General features: G+C 47.4%; 13 protein-coding genes and 1 riboswitch. Of the genes, 7 read left to right on the top strand and 6 right to left on the bottom strand.

What is annotated here, in order from left to right; all coding sequences use genetic code 11:
- Positions 1-459: 459 nt before the first annotated feature.
- The 5 genes from HUX64_RS05560 to minC form a co-directional block, all read right to left on the bottom strand.
- On the bottom strand, positions 460-2,772 hold the full coding sequence (locus HUX64_RS05560) for a TonB-dependent receptor (protein WP_174625241.1): 2,313 nt from the start codon (positions 2,770-2,772) through the stop codon (positions 460-462).
- A 356-nt stretch (positions 2,773-3,128) separates the two neighbouring features.
- Positions 3,129-3,326, bottom strand: coding sequence for a winged helix-turn-helix domain-containing protein (locus HUX64_RS05555; protein WP_174625240.1), 198 nt, complete (start codon positions 3,324-3,326; stop codon positions 3,129-3,131).
- Between the two features lie 31 nt (positions 3,327-3,357).
- A complete protein-coding gene (gene minE / locus HUX64_RS05550; protein ID WP_174625239.1) occupies positions 3,358-3,624 on the bottom strand; it encodes a cell division topological specificity factor MinE in 267 nt (88 codons plus the stop codon).
- Positions 3,624-4,433 carry a septum site-determining protein MinD gene (gene minD / locus HUX64_RS05545; protein WP_174625238.1) on the bottom strand — a complete coding sequence of 270 codons (810 nt, stop codon included), beginning with the start codon at positions 4,431-4,433 and terminating at the stop codon, positions 3,624-3,626. Before minD ends, minE begins: the two co-directional genes overlap by 1 nt.
- 28 nt (positions 4,434-4,461) lie before the next feature.
- The gene (minC, locus tag HUX64_RS05540; RefSeq protein ID WP_174625237.1) at positions 4,462-5,196 is read right to left on the bottom strand and encodes a septum site-determining protein MinC; all 735 of its coding nucleotides are present in this window, start codon (positions 5,194-5,196) and stop codon (positions 4,462-4,464) included.
- A gap of 353 nt (positions 5,197-5,549) precedes the next feature.
- Positions 5,550-5,650, top strand: a riboswitch (TPP riboswitch).
- 30 nt (positions 5,651-5,680) lie between these two features.
- Here minC and thiC point away from each other — a divergent pair.
- Complete coding sequence (gene thiC, locus HUX64_RS05535; RefSeq protein WP_174625236.1) at positions 5,681-7,555, top strand: phosphomethylpyrimidine synthase ThiC; 1,875 nt, start codon at positions 5,681-5,683, stop codon at positions 7,553-7,555.
- 396 nt (positions 7,556-7,951) lie between these two features.
- On the opposite strand, the gene HUX64_RS05530 is transcribed toward thiC, so the two are convergent.
- Positions 7,952-8,563: an inorganic pyrophosphatase gene (locus HUX64_RS05530; protein WP_174625235.1), complete on the bottom strand. Its 612-nt coding sequence runs from the start codon at positions 8,561-8,563 to the stop codon at positions 7,952-7,954.
- 545 nt (positions 8,564-9,108) lie between these two features.
- On the opposite strand from HUX64_RS05530, the gene HUX64_RS05525 reads away from it, so the two are divergent.
- The 6 genes from HUX64_RS05525 (at position 9,109) to HUX64_RS05500 (ending at position 18,149) form a co-directional block, all read left to right on the top strand.
- Positions 9,109-10,443, top strand: coding sequence for a PepSY-associated TM helix domain-containing protein (locus HUX64_RS05525; RefSeq protein WP_246246914.1), 1,335 nt, complete (start codon positions 9,109-9,111; stop codon positions 10,441-10,443).
- Between the two features lie 183 nt (positions 10,444-10,626).
- Positions 10,627-11,634 carry a GTP 3',8-cyclase MoaA gene (gene moaA, locus HUX64_RS05520; RefSeq protein WP_174625233.1) on the top strand — a complete coding sequence of 336 codons (1,008 nt, stop codon included), beginning with the start codon at positions 10,627-10,629 and terminating at the stop codon, positions 11,632-11,634.
- 30 nt (positions 11,635-11,664) lie between these two features.
- Positions 11,665-14,208 carry a magnesium-translocating P-type ATPase gene (gene mgtA, locus HUX64_RS05515; protein WP_174625232.1) on the top strand — a complete coding sequence of 848 codons (2,544 nt, stop codon included), beginning with the start codon at positions 11,665-11,667 and terminating at the stop codon, positions 14,206-14,208.
- A gap of 60 nt (positions 14,209-14,268) precedes the next feature.
- Complete coding sequence (locus HUX64_RS05510; protein WP_174625231.1) at positions 14,269-15,291, top strand: class I fructose-bisphosphate aldolase; 1,023 nt, start codon at positions 14,269-14,271, stop codon at positions 15,289-15,291.
- A gap of 62 nt (positions 15,292-15,353) precedes the next feature.
- The gene (gene ppk2 / locus HUX64_RS05505; RefSeq protein ID WP_174625230.1) at positions 15,354-16,139 is read left to right on the top strand and encodes a polyphosphate kinase 2; all 786 of its coding nucleotides are present in this window, start codon (positions 15,354-15,356) and stop codon (positions 16,137-16,139) included.
- A 1,116-nt stretch (positions 16,140-17,255) separates the two neighbouring features.
- Positions 17,256-18,149 (top strand): PEP-CTERM sorting domain-containing protein, encoded by an 894-nt coding sequence (locus HUX64_RS05500; RefSeq protein WP_174625229.1) that lies wholly within the window; start codon positions 17,256-17,258, stop codon positions 18,147-18,149.
- The last annotated feature ends 7 nt before the right edge of the window (positions 18,150-18,156 follow it).

Genomic DNA, 18,156 nt, shown 5'->3' with positions numbered 1-18,156 from the left:
TCACATTCACATTCCTGAATATTAGCTGAATATATAATCCTAATAATGCACTTTTTGCCTGTAATTTCCTTTATTAGAAGTCACTAAAATAACTTAACAGTTTGTATTTAATACTTTTTTTTAAATTATATAATTTTTTTTTTGAAAATCGGCTTTTTTTATAGACACTGGTATTTTATTAGATATACAATGTGCCAGCTTTAAGGAGTGAGCCCGGTTTAATTACCGGCTAAGAGGAGGGTAGCCTACTAGGCTAATGCTGATAATAATAATAAAATGAGTAATACTGCTTGAGTTAAGTTGTACAGGCAACACTAAAAGTACAATGAAATAATAAAAATAATAAAACTCAACATGCCCGCTTTATGCGGGCTTTTTATTGCCGCGAATTTTATCGCAAGGGATGTGAAGGCTTGTTACCATTGCCAGAATTGAGCTTCCCTGCTCATCTTTAATACTTTAAATACTCAAGCGAATGCCAAGCCAGCCGGCTCTTGGCGCTCCCGGCGATACAAATCTGCCATTGTCAAAGCCGGGCAATACCTCAGCAGCATTTCCATAAACGCCGAATGAATTATAGTTTTTGTCGAAAATATTATCGAGTTTGCCGAATACGGCGAAATGCTTGTTCACCTTGTATTCTGCTGTCGCATTAAACAGCCAGTAGCCGGCTAAATGAGGGGTGGTATTGGCTTCATCGCCTCTAAAGAACTGATCGCCGTTATACATGCCGTTAATGCCCAGAGAAAAACTCCGCCATAAATCAACAGCTATCGAAGCCTTAAAGATGTGCTCCGGAATAGTGGGAATTCTGTCGCCTCTGGCAACATTTATCGTCTGTGAATTATCCAGCGGATTCTGGACTGCGAAACCATCCAGAAATCTGGCGTTTAAGTAAGTATAGTTTGCCGAAAAATGCCAGTCGTCAATGCGGCTGAATAACTGCGGGTAATTAACCGAGGCTCCGGCCTCTACGCCATAGCGCCGGGTTTGCCCGACATTGCTGAAAAAACCTTGGCTGGCAATGCCTCCCGCCCGGTGAAAAATAATGTCGTTATGGTTGACTGTATTGAAATAGCCGAGATTCCATTTAAAATTGCCTCTGCCTGTTAAGCTATCCAAATCACCCCTGAATCCGCCTTCCCAGGTTTTGGCGACAACCTGAGCCAGAGGAGGATCGGAAATAAAGGCATTCGGCAATTTACAGGGCTTGTCAGAATCTGCGCAGCTTAATTCCATGGGCGTAGGCGCTCGGGACGACTCGCTGTAGCTGCCGTATGCGCCGAGGTTATCAATGATCTGATAGCTAAGCCCGGCAGAAGGGTTAAGCCGGTCAAAAGAATGTTTACCGCTCAAATCGTCGGTTTCTCCATCCCGTATGTATTGATTCTTAAGGTCTATATCGATATGGTTATAGCGCCCTGCAAGGGTTGCGGTTAATTTGTCGGTAATGGAAAAACTATCCGTGAGGAATACGCCGATGGTCTCGGTGTTGATATTTAATCTTACCTTCGATTCATCCACAAACACGCCGCTGCCTAGCGTTCCCCTGTCATCGGTCAGCCGGCCCAATTCCGTATCCGATCTAAAATGCACTTCGGCATAGTTATAGTCCGCCCCGACGGTCAGATGGTTTTCATGCCTGAACAAGTCCTTATTAAACACTGTCTGCAAGCTTCCGCCGCGGCTGCGCATTTGGGTTGCGCTGGTGTTGTTGGTTGCGCCTTCCACGGCGTTGCTGGCGGATACATTATTACCGTTTGTATCTGCAACAGTTTCGTCATCGTCGTCGCATAACAATGAATCATCAAACGAGCAGTCAGCAAAATCGCTGTTATCACCGTTAAAGGTTTTGATCCGGTTTTGCCGGAAATAAGCATTGCCGCTGAGCTCAAGATCATCAGTCAGCGCGTAGCTTCCCGACAATTCAGAGAAAAACAGGCGGGTAACGGTCTGGTCAAAATGGGTAAAAACAGCCTTTCTGTCTTGAGCCTGCAATTGAACCGGGGCTGCGCCATTGCCCCTTAAATCATTGTCATTAGCTGCCAGAGTTAAATCCACAGAACCTTTATCGCCGCGCCAGCTTAAAGTACCCAACACCTGTTTAGCTTTTGATGGAGAAAAATTTCGCCACCCTTGTTCGTCAAAATTATGCAAGTCCAGAAAATAACCCCAGGACCCGTTGTTCCAGCCGCTCATTAATTCTTCCGCGTGTCTGTCCCATGAGCCGCCGTATATTTCCAGCTGATGCCCTGGCGAGGAAAATCCGGTTTTAGTCTTTATTGATATCGCCCCTCCCAGAGTGTTCAGACCATATACCGGATTGGAACCCGGATATAAAGACATTGAATCAATTGCACCTTTCGAAAATAAATCCCAGTTGACGCTATCACCAAAAGCTTCATTAAACCTCACACCATTCAGATAGACAGATAAACCTTGTGGCAAGCCCAAAATCGGCGACGCCACAAAACCGCGGTAATACACATCCGGCTGCAGGGGATTATTTTGCGCTTCGTTAATATGAACGCTGCCCAGGTAGCGGTTTATATAATCAGCCAGCGAAAGGCTTTGGGCTTTTTCCAGTTGTCTGGAAGAAACAGTTTGAATGGCGGCCGGTATCTTGTCTTCAGCAATATAGCTGCTTCCCAGGGGTGTAACTCCGGTAACTTTAACTTCTTCCAGCAACACCGCCGGCTGATCTTTAGCCATCACAACCGTCAGGTCCAACAAGCTGACCAATCCAAATATCCCACAGGCGATTTTTTTCATACCCTACTGTCACTTAAAGGTTTTAATGGCTGCCATCATAGCCAAAGCAGTGAATAATCAATAGAAGCGCGGCAGGAAAAGGAAATATTCACATTTCACCTGATACTGCCGTTTTCTATCCTGTCAACTCAAGCAGGAGGATTTTGAATTTGCAATGTGGAAAAGCACGCTTGGAAAAGACACAGAACGCTTACGTTATTAGCGGATTTGCAAAGATGTTCGAAGCTGCGGTGATTCTGGAAATTAAAAAAATAAAAAACTCTGACCGGTCAAAACCCTGCCAGAGTTTAAAAAAATCCTTGAAAAAAGTAAATCTTATAAGATAGGCTTGCTCTTAAATAAAAGAAAGCCGAAATTTATTTCAATGATAATGTCTCAGCTCGACCTATCAGCTCAATTGCCAACTTGTCTTCTTTCAACAACCAGCCAATTGCGCGCTGGATGTCATTTTTACTGACACCTGTTTCATTAGTCACTTTAGTTACGCTAGTCGGTCCATGTTTTTCCAGATATTTCCAGATTTTCCCCGCAGCATCACCAATTGTATTAGCCATTTAAGTCACCTTTTGATTGTTGAGTAAAAAATTAAGGGGTTTTAGCGTGATAGTCAGGAAGCACTATATTTAACTCAAGTGTTTCCTGGTTATCGTCCTGTTCAAAATTAACGGATATGGCTTCTTGCCCTACATTAACGTACTTCCGGATAACTTCAAGCAATTCCTTTTGCAATTCAGGAAGATAGGAAGGTTGATTTCGAGAGGATCTTTCATGGGCCACCAGAATTTGCAGCCGCTCTTTTGCAAGAGACGCAGAACTGGCTTTGGAAATTCTAAAATAATCCAGCAGACTCATTATCTACCCCCGAAAAGCTTTGCAAAGAGCCCTTTTTTCCCATCAATAAATCGATGGGGTTTATCCTCGCCTAAATATCGGGCAACAATATCCACATAGGCCTGACCCGCATCGCTTTTTTCATCAAGAATAACCGGGATCCCCGAATTTGACGCGTTTAAAACTGATTTCGATTCAGGAATAACGCCTAATAAATGCAGTGATAATATTTCCTGTACATCATCGACGCTGAGCATTTCGCCTAGTTTCACTCGGTCGGGCGAGTAGCGTGACAGTAGCAGATATTCCCTGATAGGCTCCTGATTTTGTTCAGCCCGGCGTGATTTACTGGCTAATATGCCCAGCATACGATCTGAGTCCCTGACTGAAGAGACTTCCGGATTAGTTACGACAAAGGCATCATCGGCAAAATACATGGCTAAATGAGCGCCTTTTTCAATGCCAGCCGGCGAGTCGCAGACTATGTATTTAAAGTCTTTGGACAAGTCTTCCAGAATCTTGCCTACGCCCTCCTGACTAAGCGCATCCTTATCGCGCGTTTGTGAGGCCGGCAGGATATAAAGCAGATTGCAGTTTTTATCGCGAATCAGGGCCTGATTAAGACTCGCTTCGCCATTGATGACATTGACAAAGTCATACACTACGCGCCGCTCGCAGCCCATGATCAAATCAAGATTCCGCAGTCCTACATCAAAATCAATCACGGCTGTTTTATGACCTTTTTTTGCAAGCCCCATGGCTATGGCGGCGCTGGTTGTCGTTTTACCCACGCCACCTTTACCGGATGTTACGACTATGATTCTTGCCAATTGCTTTTCCTCTACGGTAATAATATTACTAAATATCTTTAATAATTATAGTGTGGTCTTGTAAATAGACCTGGACAGGCTTATTGCGGCTAATAGCCTGCATATCTTCGCTGATTTTATAATCCCCGGCGATTGAGATCAGTTCTGCCTGCAAATCGGAACAAAAAATACGCGCCGCCTTGTTGCCTTGCACGCCCGCCATAGCGCGACCTCTCAAGGTGCCGTAAACGTGGATATTGCCCTCAGCCAAAATTTCGGCTCCGGCACTGACTTGCGCCAAAATAACCAGGTCGCCTGAGGCGTAAAGCCGTTGACCGGAACGTACCGGATGCGTAATCAGTATAGTTGTGCCTGGATCAGTTATCGGTTCCGGAACAGGCGGGGTAATAGTTTTCCGTTTTTGAGCTTCGGCAGTCGCACTGCTGCTGGTAACAGAGTAAACCGGAATTTGCAGAGCTAATGCCTTTTTATTTTGCTTCAGGTTACCGCCGCGTATGCCTACTGGCAATAAGCCCGGTTCGCGAAGAATTTCCATTAGCGCTGCGATATCAAGGTCGAGATCTTTTTTATTGAGCTCCTGCACATCCAGCACTAAAGGAGAATTTCTGAAAAACTCCGGGGCCAAACTGATTTTTGCCTGGAGTTGCTGCTCTATAACTGCCAAATCATTACTGAACAAGATTAAAACGGGCACGGAAAAGGTACTGCTTTTAAATTCCAGCGCAAGGGGATTATAAGGCGTTTTTTGAGAGTCTACCGACATCGGTTGAAACTGTTTAGGCAACTAAAAAATAAATTCTAGCATTGCTTATAAAAAAAAGCATTTTCAAGTTGTTAATAACAGCATAAATAAAGCCAGACTTTCCCGCCCCTGAAAAATCAAATAACATATTATCTGCATTTATTGGCTGTTTTTGGCTTAAGAACCAAGGCCCTGAATTTAAACGGATTTACTTCAGTATCAGGTATATTGCTCGAAAATGAGGCATGAGTAAGAATACTTAATTATACACATTTAAAATCGTTTGTTTTAAGGCATGCCGATTCGGATCATAACGCTACCCTGTCCAGGCGTCTTGCAATCTGTTTTATTTTCCTTTAACTTAACTCTACATCCGTAAAGGCTAGGGGTGCTTCGATATTTGTCTGAGGCTGAGAGAGACCCTTTGAACCTGACTCCGGTTAATACCGGCGTAGGAAAGCCCATCTTCCCTGCGCCTTGTTGCTTTAAATAGTTGGAGATAAGCATGAGCGCTGTCATTAAAGATATTAATTTCACAACCGACGCCGCTAGCGTCAAAATCGATTCCTACCCCGCTTCGGAAAAAATTTATGTTCAGGGCAGCCGGCCTGACATACAAGTTCCGATGCGCAAAATCACCTTGTCGGATACGCCTGCACACTTTGGCGCTGAAAAAAATCCGCCGCTGTATGTGTATGACACCTCGGGCGTTTATACCGACCCCAATGTCAGCGTCGATTTAAAAAAGGGCTTGGGCTCCATTCGTTCAGGCTGGATAGCAGAAAGAAACGATACTGAAGAACTAACCGGCCCCAGCTCCGAATTCGGCCGTCAACGCCTGAACGATCCGGCTACCGCCAGTCTGCGCTTTGAGCATATCCGCAACCCGCGGCGCGCCAGAGCCGGCGCTAACGTGACGCAGATGCATTATGCCAGACAGGGCATTATTACGCCCGAAATGGAATTTATCGCGATTCGCGAAAACCAGCTTATGGATGAAATGCGCGATTTATGGAAAGACCAGCATCCCGGCCAATCCTTCGGCGCATCGATTCCATCCGTTATCACGCCTAAATTTGTTCGTGATGAAGTAGCCCGGGGCCGGGCCATTATTCCGGCCAACATCAATCATCCGGAACTGGAGCCTATGATTATCGGCCGTAACTTCCTGGTCAAAATCAACGGCAACCTGGGCAATTCAGCCGTTACTTCATCGATTGACGAAGAAGTTGAAAAAATGCTCTGGGGCATACGCTGGGGCGGCGACACCATCATGGATTTGTCCACCGGTAAAAACATTCATGAAACCCGCGAATGGATTCTGCGCAATTCGCCTGTGCCTATCGGTACCGTGCCTATTTATCAGGCGCTGGAAAAAGTCAAAGGCAAAGCCGAAGACCTGAGCTGGGAAATTTACCGGGACACTTTAATTGAACAGGCCGAGCAGGGCGTCGATTATTTTACGATTCATGCAGGCGTCCGTCTGCATTATGTGCCGCTGACCGCCAAACGCATGACCGGCATCGTTTCGCGCGGCGGTTCCATTATGGCCAAATGGTGCCTGGCCCATCACACCGAAAGCTTTCTGTATACGCGCTTTGAAGAAATCTGCGAAATCATGAAGGCCTATGACGTGTCCTTCTCGCTGGGTGACGGCCTGCGCCCCGGTTCAATTTATGACGCCAATGACGCCGCCCAATTCGGCGAACTGGAAACCCTGGGCGAGCTGACCAAAATCGCCTGGAAACACGATGTGCAAACGATGATCGAGGGGCCTGGACATGTGCCTTTGCATATGATTAAAGTCAATATGGAAAAGCAGCTGGAAGAATGCGGCGAAGCGCCTTTTTATACCTTGGGCCCGCTGACTACCGATATTGCTCCCGGTTACGACCATATTACCTCAGCCATCGGCGCCGCCAATATCGGCTGGTACGGTTGCGCGATGCTCTGTTATGTCACCCAAAAAGAACATTTGGGCTTGCCCAATAAACAGGATGTGCGCGAAGGCATCGTGACCTACAAAATTGCCGCCCATGCCGCGGATCTCGGTAAAGGGCATCCCGGCGCGCAGGCGCGTGATAATGCCATGTCCAAGGCGCGTTTTGAATTCCGCTGGGAAGATCAGTTTAATATCGGTCTCGATCCTGAAAAAGCGCGTGCATTCCATGATGAAACATTGCCAAAGGAATCCGCGAAAATCGCTCATTTCTGTTCCATGTGCGGTCCGCATTTTTGCTCGATGAAAATCAGCCAGGATGTTCGGGATTATGCTGCTGCAAAAGGTATTGAAGATGAAAATGAAGCGCTAAAAACAGGCATGGATGAAAAATCCAGGCAGTTTCTTGAAAAAGGCGCTGATATTTATCAAAAAGTCTAAAGTTCAAAGATTAGCGATTTCCACGGTCTTCGCTCATCGTTATACATAAATGTCACGAAGCCCGTCATTCCGGCAGAGCCTGCCCCGGTCAGAAATTGCCGGGGGATTGCCGGACTAATGCGCCGGGAGCGAATTAGGACGTGCGCAGCACGGGGCGAAGCCCGAACCGCAAGGAGGCGGTGAGCAATCCAGGCTACATGGATGTATTTAAGTTCGCCATCCCTGGCACTGGATTCATGCGGGGGCTTTCCTGCCCCGCACCCCAAGGGGTCAATGCCAATCTGTTCCAGACAGATTGGTCCCGCTTCCCGGCGGGTATGACGAGTTACCCGCGTAATTATGTATAACGATGAGCGGTCTCCTCCGTGGGAGTCTATAAATCTTTAAAACATAAGTTTAGCCGCCGTAATGATTTTTATAATCTTCAATTGACCTTCTGATCACTTCATGCGCTTCCTCGCGGCCATAGACATTGGTTATTTCACAGGCGCTGATTTCATCAGGAAGATTTTTATAAGTCAGAAAATAATGTTTCAAGCGGTCGATATAGGACTGGGGGCAATCCGATACGTCATTCCACTGCCGGTAAAACTCGTCGCCTTTCATTACCGCAATAATCTTGTCATCCGCCTCGCCCTTGTCCAGTAAGCGAAATCCGCCGATCGGAATCGCCTGCAGGATAATATTTCCATGTGTTACGCTGCGCTCGCTCAAAACGCAAATATCAAGCGGATCACCGTCGCCTTTGGCAACTGTTTTGCCCGACTTAAGGGCGGCAAACTCGGCAATTTTTTCAGCGCAAAAGGTTTGCGGAATAAAGCCGTAAAGAGTCGGCACTGTGCTGGAAAATTTTTGCGGCCGGTCAATTTTAAGATAGCCGCTGCTTTTATCGACTTCATATTTAACCGTATCGGACGGGACAATTTCAATGAACGCAGTCACGACTGAAGGCGCCTCATCGCCCGTTTGAATGCCATGCCAGGGATGTGCCTTATGTTGTATATTCATGGGTAATACCTGTAAATGATTAAAAATAAATGGTTTTTCCCCATAACGGAATATTCCTGAATCAGTTTTCTACCCGGAAGAGTGCAGAAAAAAGACCTGGGTCAAAAATTAAAACAGTTAGGCCCACTATTCCCTGTGCCTTGTTGCTGCCGCGAATCATGTCTGACTCCTAAACAGCGTGTTTATGCACGCATCTATTAAGCCTTCGCATTGCGTTGGCGCCGGTTATTATTCATAAAACAAAGGTTAGCAATCTTCAGTCAATTACCTGCACTTATCAAATTCGTCAGCTTGTAATGCAGGGTGCGATGGAATATAAAACAACAGCGGCTTTTGTTTTATGTGAGGATTTTCAAGCCGGTATTGTAGCATATTGCTTTAACTATTAGGTTGTAGCAATTACTGTCTAAAAAGTTGGGCGCCTGCTTTTCGGCCTGGGGCAATAAAGGCTGGGCCCGTATGATCGGTGAGACAAGGGAAAGACCCTATGGGATAATGACAGCTTTTCATGTTAACCGGATTTCATGCAATTCCCTATCAAACATTTGCCAGCGCGAGCAGCCTGGCTCAGAATTCATCTTTACCTGGCGCTGAGCGCGGGTTTCTTGTTCGCGTTGATGGGACTGACGGGCAGCATCAGCGTTTACCGCGTAGAACTGGATGAGTTGTTTAATCCGCAACTGGTTATCGAAGAGCCGCAGGGCAACTACCAATCGCTGGATCGGATTATGGTATCAGTACACAAGGCGCATCCGGACCGCTACGGCTCCTGGACCTTGGAAATGCCCGGATCCTCTCACGGCATGATTACCGTCTGGTATGACAAACCCCGGGAGACCGTCTTTGAGCTATATGCGCCGCTCATGGTCTCTGTCAATCCCTATACCGCAGAGGTAGTTGCCAGCCGTTTCTGGGGACAAACGGCCGCGACCTGGCTGCTTGACCTGCACACGCAGCTTCGACTGGCTCGCTTTGGCTGGAATGCAGTGGGCATTTTGGGGTTATTGCTCATGATTTCAGTAGCTACCGGACTTTATTTATGGTGGCCTGGAATAACAGGACTGCGATCAGCGTTAAAAATACGGCATCGGGCCGGAATGATCCAGTTTGCCTTCGATTTACACCGACTAATCGGCCTGCTTAGCGCACCTGCCTTACTATTGCTTGCGTTCACCGGCTTTCTTCTGATCTATCCGTCTGTCCCGGAATCCCTGACCGGCTCATCCGGTATGGAGCACGGCGAAACCGGCCGCACCATTCCCAGCACAGCGATTCCCAACAATCATCCCGTCGGCCTGGAATCAGCGGAGTTTATCGCCCGCGGCCCGTTTCCGCGCGCCCAGCTAAGACGAGTCACAACGCCTGCGGGTAACGCCGGCATTTATCGAATCAATTTGCGCCAGGACGGCGAAATCAATCAGCGGCATCCTTTTACAACGGTTTGGGTGGATCGCTGGAGCGGGCACATCAAGGAAGTGCGCAATCCAGCCGGTTTTACTACAGGAGAAACGATTGCCACCTGGATATGGCCTTTGCATACCGGCGAGGCTTTAGGTGCTAAGGGCCGCTTTCTCTGGTTTGTTGCCGGTCAAAGCGTGTTTGTACTGTATGTCAGCGGCTTGCTGCGCTGGCTATACCGGCGCGGTATGGTTAAAGACCGGGATGTAAACCTTGCCGCGCTGAAGCCGCATTTTTACCGGCTGATAAAAATGACCCGCAGCATGAGTTTGAAACTTTTTCATCTGATATACCTACTGATACAAAGGATAATTCAATACGCGCCCATTATTAGGAAAGGATGGGCAGCATCATTTCTAGGGCTAAAGCGGATGCTTTTGATTGCGAAGACGCATCGCCAGCGGCCAGGCAAAATCAACTAGAAATAACAGCCAATGGTTTTGAAAAAGCTTTATCCCTCCATGAAAGGAGTCGTTTTAAAATTGGAAGTGAAAAATTTCATAAATGAATCAAATGCAAACCATAAAGTCTGATATTCCGTGAAATGGAAAGGCTTTATGGCCAAAAGCCCGTAAAATAACTATTGCTATATTAATTCCACGCTTATGACTCCATCCAAACCTGCTGTTCAATTGATCGATCGCTTTGGCAGAAAAGTTGATTATTTGAGAATTTCGATTACGGATCGATGCGATTTCCGCTGCGTCTATTGCATGGCGGAAGACATGACGTTTTTGCCGCGCGCGCAGATTCTGACGCTGGAGGAAATTTATACGCTGGCTAAGGCATTTGCTGAATTAGGGGTGAAAAAAATCAGGGTGACAGGCGGCGAACCTTTAGTCAGAAAAGGCGCGTTAGAGCTGCTGCAAAAGATCGGCAGCATTGACGGCCTGAATGAACTGGCGATCACGACGAATGGTTCTCAGCTTGAAGCAATGGCGGCATCCTTAAAGGAAGCAGGTGTAAAACGCATCAATATCAGCCTGGATACACTCGATGCTGATAAATTTAAAGCCATAACCCGAACCGGGGATTTACAGAAAGTGCTTAACGGCATTCAGGCCGCCAGGTCAGCCGGATTTGAGGGTATAAAAATCAATGCAGTCATACTAAAAAATAGAAATCATCTTGAAGTTAATGACCTGGTGCAGTTCGCTGTTAATAACGGTATTGATATCAGCTTTATTGAAGAAATGCCGTTGGGCATAGTTAATCAGCATGACAGATCAGAAGCCTATTATTCCAGTGATTTGATCAAAGCCGATCTGGCCCGGAATTTTTCTTTGCTTGTTAGCGCTGAAAAAACCGGCGGGCCTTCAAATTATTTCAGGATTTCAGGCAGCCAAACCCGCGTCGGCTTCATTTCTCCCCACAGCGAGAATTTTTGCAGCACCTGCAACCGGGTCAGACTGACTGTGGAAGGACGGTTATTGCTGTGCCTGGGCAATGAACACTCCGTTGATTTAAAGAAAGTGATGAGGGCTAATCCCGGCGATATGGCGGTATTAAAACAAGCCATTATCGAGGCCATGCTGATTAAACCTGAAAAGCACGAATTCAATATCCACGAGCAACCGGTTATCCTGCGGTATATGAATATGACAGGCGGCTAATACATTCACCCTACTGCTTCAGAGTCTTATATGGCAAACATTACAAAATCCGGTAAGACTGTGCCATGCAACACATTCTGGAGTATTCCGGCTGAACAGCAATTGAAGCTGTTAGCCGTGACGCCTCAAGGTCTAGCCAGTAAAGAAGCAAATCGGCGCCTAAAGCGTTATGGCGCCAACCGGCTTAATAGCAAAAAGCCAAGGGGAAATTTGCGGCTGTTTTTTGCCCAGTTTAAAAGTTCCATTATTCTCATACTCCTTTTTGCCACCGGCTTGTCATTTTTCTTACATGACAGGCTGGATGCTGCGATTATTTTAACGATTGTACTGATCAGCGGATTGTTAGGATTCTGGCAGGAAAAAGGGGCCGCCGGCGCTATAAAAAAACTGCTCGAGATCGTGCAAATCAGAGTCAGCGTGCGTCGTGACGGGACTGCAACGGAAGTTGCCGCCGAAAGTTTAGTGCCTGGAGACATTATATTGCTTAAGGCGGGCGGCATTATTCCGGCAGATTGTTTGATTCTGGAATCCGCTAACCTGTTTGTTGATGAAGCCATACTGACCGGTGAGAGTTATCCGGTCGAAAAACTGCCTGGCGTGTTGCCGGCAAATACCGCGTTAAGTCAGCGCATTAACGCCTTATGGATGGGAACGCATGTGCAAAGCGGCGATGCAACAGCGCTGGTGGTGGCAACAGGGCAGACAACCGAGTTCGGCAAACTTTCACTGCGCATCAAGTTAAAAGCGCCTGAAACCGAGTTTGAGAGCGGCATCAGACGCTTTGGCTACCTGCTCATGGAAATCACGCTGATACTGGTTATGCTTATTTTTGCCGTGAATGTCTATCTCGAAAAAGCGGTGCTGGACTCGTTTTTGTTCGCGCTGGCGCTTGCCGTCGGCTTAACGCCGCAATTACTACCCGCAATTATCAGCATTAATCTGGCTCATGGCGCCAAGCGTATGGCCGAGCAGAAAGTCGTCGTCAAACAATTAGCCTCAATCGAGAATTTCGGCAGCATGAACGTGCTGTGTTCGGATAAAACCGGCACCTTGACGGAAGGCGCTGTGCATATGCGCGGTGCGTTTGATCTGTCGGGCAATGCCAGCGACAGGGTGTCATTTTATGCCTATCTTAATTCTGTTTATGAAACCGGATTCAGCAATCCCATTGACGAAGCAATCAGGCAATATCGGCAGTTCGATATAAAAGACTGCAAAAAGCTGGCGGAAATTCCCTATGATTTTTACCGCAAACGACTAAGCCTGTTAATTTCAAAACGGGGCGAAAATATCTTGATCACCAAAGGCGCGCTGACCCATGTGCTTGCCGCCTGCTCTGAAGTGGAAAATGCCGATGGCTCACTGCTGCCGATAGCATCTGCGAGTAAGCAAATCCAGCAGCGTTACAAAGATTTCAGCCGTCAGGGATTCCGCACCCTGGGACTGGCCTATAAGCTCATGGATGCCCAGGCACGAATTGATAAGACGGACGAGACCGGAATGCGATTTTTGGGCTTTCTGTTATTTTTCGACCCGCCCAAAGCAGACTGTGCCGAGACCATCAAGCAATTGCGCGAACTGGGCGTGACGCTCAAAATCATTACCGGCGATAATCGTCTGGTAGCGGCCACAGTCAGTAAACAACTGGGGCTTGCAGAACACGAAATACTTACCGGCCCGGAAATTGAGCAAATGAGCGGCAGGGCCTTGATGAATAAAGTGGCGGACGTTGATTTATTTGCCGAAGTCGAACCCAACCAGAAAGAACGCATTATCATCGCCCTGAAAAAAGCCGGTTTTGTGGTCGGCTATATGGGCGATGGCATTAATGATGTATCCGCGCTGCATGCCGCCGATATCGGCATTTCTGTCGAAAGCGCAGCGGATGTGGCCAAAGAAACGGCTGAAATTGTGCTGCTGGAAAAGGATTTGGGCGTACTGGTTCAGGGCGTTCGCGAAGGGCGCATCACTTTCGCCAACACCTTGAAATATGTGTTCATGGCAACCAGCTCCAACTTCGGCAATATGTTCAGCATGGCGGGCGCCTCCTTATTGCTGCCCTTTCTGCCGTTATTACCCAAGCAGATTCTGTTGACCAATTTACTCACGGATTTTCCGGAAATGACCATAGCCTCGGATAATGTCGATGCGGAAATGGTCTCGCAACCGCGTCGCTGGGATATCAAGTTTATTCGTAAATTTATGATCACGTTTGGCTTCGTCAGTTCCCTGTTCGATTTTATGACTTTCGGCCTGCTCTGGCTGCTGGATGTCTCCATAGAACAATTCCGCACCGCCTGGTTTCTGGAGTCAGTCGTTTCGGCTGCGCTGATCGTCTTTATTGTGCGCAGCAGGAACTCTTTTTTTAAAAGCCGGCCGGGCAAATATCTGCTTACTGCAACCTTCCTTATCATCGTTGTTACCCTGGCTTTACCTTACACCCCTATTGCGCATTTGGTAGGCTTTCAGCCATTGCCGCTTTCTTTACTGGCCCTGCTGGGGTTAATTGTTATGCTTTACCTTACTACAGCGGAGCTTGCAAAACACATTTTTTACCGTCTGGTAAAAATATAAGGTCATTTTGATTTTTAGCCATTGGCCCAAAGCAATAAAAATTATAACCGGAGTTTAATCATGAGCATACAAAGCGAACTACAATCTACAATTGCTGATCTGGTCGTCAAGGGTAAAGGCCTGCTCGCGGCCGATGAGAGTCAGCCTACCATTGCCAAACGTTTTAAAGAAATTAAGGTCGAATCCACCGAGACAAGTCGCCTGGCCTATCGTCAATTGCTGCTCACTACACCCGGTTTAGGCGAATTTATCAGCGGGGTTATACTGTTCGAAGAAACCCTGGGGCAAAGCACAGCTGACGGAAAGCCATTACTTCAAATAGCGGTCGAACAGGGCATAGTGCCGGGCATCAAAGTCGATAAAGGCACTGTATCGCTGGCCAATGCGTGCGGTGATTTGGTGACCCAGGGGCTGGACGGTCTGGCTGACCGCTTGTCGGATTATAAGGAAAAGGGCGCGCGTTTTGCCAAATGGCGCAATGTTTATACGATAAGCGCGCATAATCCGACTCAACTCGGCATGGACGCCAACGCCGAGGTGCTCGCTCGTTATGCCGCCATTTGTCAATCACTGGGACTGGTGCCCATCGTTGAACCGGAAGTGTTACTGGATGGCGACCACACGATTGCCTGCTGCTTTGAAGTAACAGAAGCTGTTCAGCATTCAGTATTTCATGCCCTGCACCGGCATCGCGTACAACTGGAATATATGCTGCTCAAACCCAGTATGGTCTTGCCGGGCAAAGACTCCCCGAGCACAGCCAGTCCGGAAGAAATCGCCGAAATGACGCTTGTCCAGCTGCGCCGGTCAGTACCGGCTGCCGTTCCCGGCATTAATTTTCTTTCCGGCGGACAAACACCGGAGGAAGCCACCCGGAATCTTAATTATATAAATACTATGGCCGGCAATGCGCCGTGGTTATTAAGCTTCTCCTACGCACGCGCATTGCAGCAACCGGTATTGCAGGCCTGGCAAGGAAAACCGGAAAACATTGCGGCCGCGCAAGATACGCTTTACAAGCGCGCCAAGCTTAACAGTGCTGCCTGTTTGGGAAGTTATACGGCGGAAATGGAAAAAGAATAAAACTCCGGTTCATGTAACCTAAAATCATATTCTATATGAGTCAACAATCAACTGAGTCAAGCATGACGAAAAAACCTGATAAAAAAATAAGCTGCGAAGAGGATTATAAAAAGACTCTGAGACAGTTACAAATTGAGCTGGTTAAACTTCAAAACTATATTATTAACAATAACGATAAAATCCTGGTCCTCTTCGAAGGCCGGGACGCCGCGGGTAAAGATGGCGCTATCAAGCGCATCATCCAGCATCTTAGCCCGCGGGAAACGCGCACTGTAGCCCTTGGCAAGCCTTCTGACCGGGATATAAGCAGATGGTATTTTCAACGCTACACCCGCCATCTTCCGGCTGCCCAGGAATTGGTTTTATTTAACCGCAGCTGGTATAACCGTGCCGGTGTAGAGCATGTGATGGGTTTTTGCACGCATGAAGAATATCATGAGTTCCTTGAAACCGTGCCCGGTTACGAACAGATGCTGGTGCGGTCGGGTATCAAATTGCTGAAATATTACCTGGATATCAGCCGCGATGAACAAAAAAAACGGCTTAAGGCAAGACAGCAAGACCCGCTCAAGCAATGGAAGTCAAGCCCCATCGATAAAGCCGCCCAAAAATACTGGGACGAATACAGCCAGGCCCGCAACGTAATGTTCGCCAGAACCCATTATTTGACGGCGCCGTGGACAGTAGTCAGATCTGACTGTAAACAATCCGCCAGGATCAATGTAATTAAGGATATGCTGTTTCGTCTTGACTATAAGGGCAAGGACGAAGCGCTGGTGCTCCCGGATGCGGATATCGTTTTCAATTATGCAGAAACCTATTTACAAAAGGGATTGATCGCTCCCTGAACTTAAGCAGTACGTGGAGCTGTGTCACTCATTATCTAATAAACAATGGAAGTGACAAGATATAAACCGCCTGAGCCTAATCTTAGTGGTCTTGCCATAATGTTAATTTAACTGGAAAAAATGCTTGATAGCAAGGCCTGCGCCCGGGTTAGGGGTTAAGCGGATCATCCTGATCCAGCGACTCCAGGCCTTTGGAATAATCGTTGAATTGGTGCTTGGTGCGCTGGTGTTGTGGTAACGAAATACAGAGTTGGATACATGGGGCATAGAGAAGGAAGAAAGTCGGAATTTATCAATCAACGAAGATGGCATGATACATGATTGTGTAAGAAATACTGACACCATTTCAAATTGAATCCATATAATCTGTCAGAATTTTTTACAAATGGCCGGTCTTTATTGACAATTGCTTTCTTAAATCAAGCAACCGCTTATAAATACATAACGAATGGTGATTGTAAGACCAGCTAATTTTCCGGAGGGGCGGGCGCTAACACGGGTAACGGTTCCTGGAATATAAATAGCGGCACATTTTGATCCTCAAGGTAGCCAAAGCCCCTTACACCCATATCCGATAGTATTAGGTGGGGTAACTGATCAAGTTGTTTCTGCAGTCTGTACTAAGCCTGAACCTTAGACACTTTTTATGCATCATGAATTTTTAGCTGGTCCGGTAGTATTGGAGTGATGTGAGTTTTAGTGACCCGAACCAGGAATGCCATGCACTAATTAACCATGTTAAACCACCGGCCAAGCCGTAGATGATATAGCTTAACTGGAAAAAATGCTTGAGTGTAAGTCCTGCCTCCAGACTCTAGGCTGGCTAGTTGCTTATGCGGCAATCCCGTGGTGCTGGGCACCCGCGACCTCAGCCAGTTCGTCGGACGACGTGAATTCATTTAGATCGTTGTCAATGGTCTTACTGTCAGAACTTTTTACAAGCCCGTCTGCCGACCGTTCTGTTTTAAATCCAAGTAATTGAAATTATGCTTGTTTTTATATAGGGCATTGTTATTGCCTATATCTTATAGCCCAGCAGGTCTTTAGGCATTTTAGATTTTCTGTCAATAAGCTTTAAGCTTTCTCTTCATAATCCATCATTCAAAGGAGACGATTATGCATATGTTACTTTCACGCTGGTTTATTATTATTCTTTGGGGATTCCTGATAGTACCGATGTCGGCAAGCGCCGTTCCGCTCACCTTTTCAAGCGCCGGGGCCAATGCCGCAGCCATTCAGGGTAGCGTAGATGACTTCCGCGCGGCGCTGGGCGATCCTAATAACGGCAACGCTACGGGTCCCCTCGCTGCGGGCCGCCGCGAAATCAACTGGGATGGCGGCGGCAACAACTTCACTACAACAGCTCCGGTAACACCGTTCAATGTGTTCCGGAACACCCGCGGTGCCCAGTTCACCACACCCGGGACGGGGCTTACGCAGGCCCCTCCTACCGCCGATTTGGTTCAAGACCCAACAGGAACGGGGGGACTGGCCGGGCTGTTCAATAATCCTACATACGGCGCCATCTTCAGCACCTTTAGCGCTGAGCGACTGTTCGCCCCGGTAGGCAGCAATATTACGGACGGGCTCTTCTTCATTCCGGGCACCAACGGCGCTGCTTCTGCAACGGTGTCAGGATTCGGCGCGGTTTTCAGCGATGTAGATCTGGCTGATACATCCTCGATCGAGTATTTCGATCTGGGTGGGAGTTCGCTCGGCACATTTTCTGCTGATACCTTTGATAATGGACTGTCTTTCCTGGGGATTCAATTCACCGATGAGCTGATCTCCAGGGTGAGGATCACCACGGGCAATAGCAGCTTGGGTCCGAATGATGGAGCGGGGATTGACGTGGTGGTCTTGGATGATTTTCTCTACTCTGAGCCTCAGGCAGCGGCAGTCCCGGAGCCTTCCACCTGGCTCTTATTAGGTATCGGGCTGGCTGGATTTGGGTGGAGATGCAGAGACCTTGAAAGCTGGACTTCCAGAACCAGTACGTCAGTTTGCTGAAAATTGT

This window comes from Candidatus Methylobacter favarea (assembly GCF_902806695.1).
Lineage (GTDB): Bacteria > Pseudomonadota > Gammaproteobacteria > Methylococcales > Methylomonadaceae > Methylobacter_B > Methylobacter_B favarea.
Note: the sequence above shows the minus strand (reverse complement) of the source record. Positions and strands in the feature narration are given on the sequence as shown.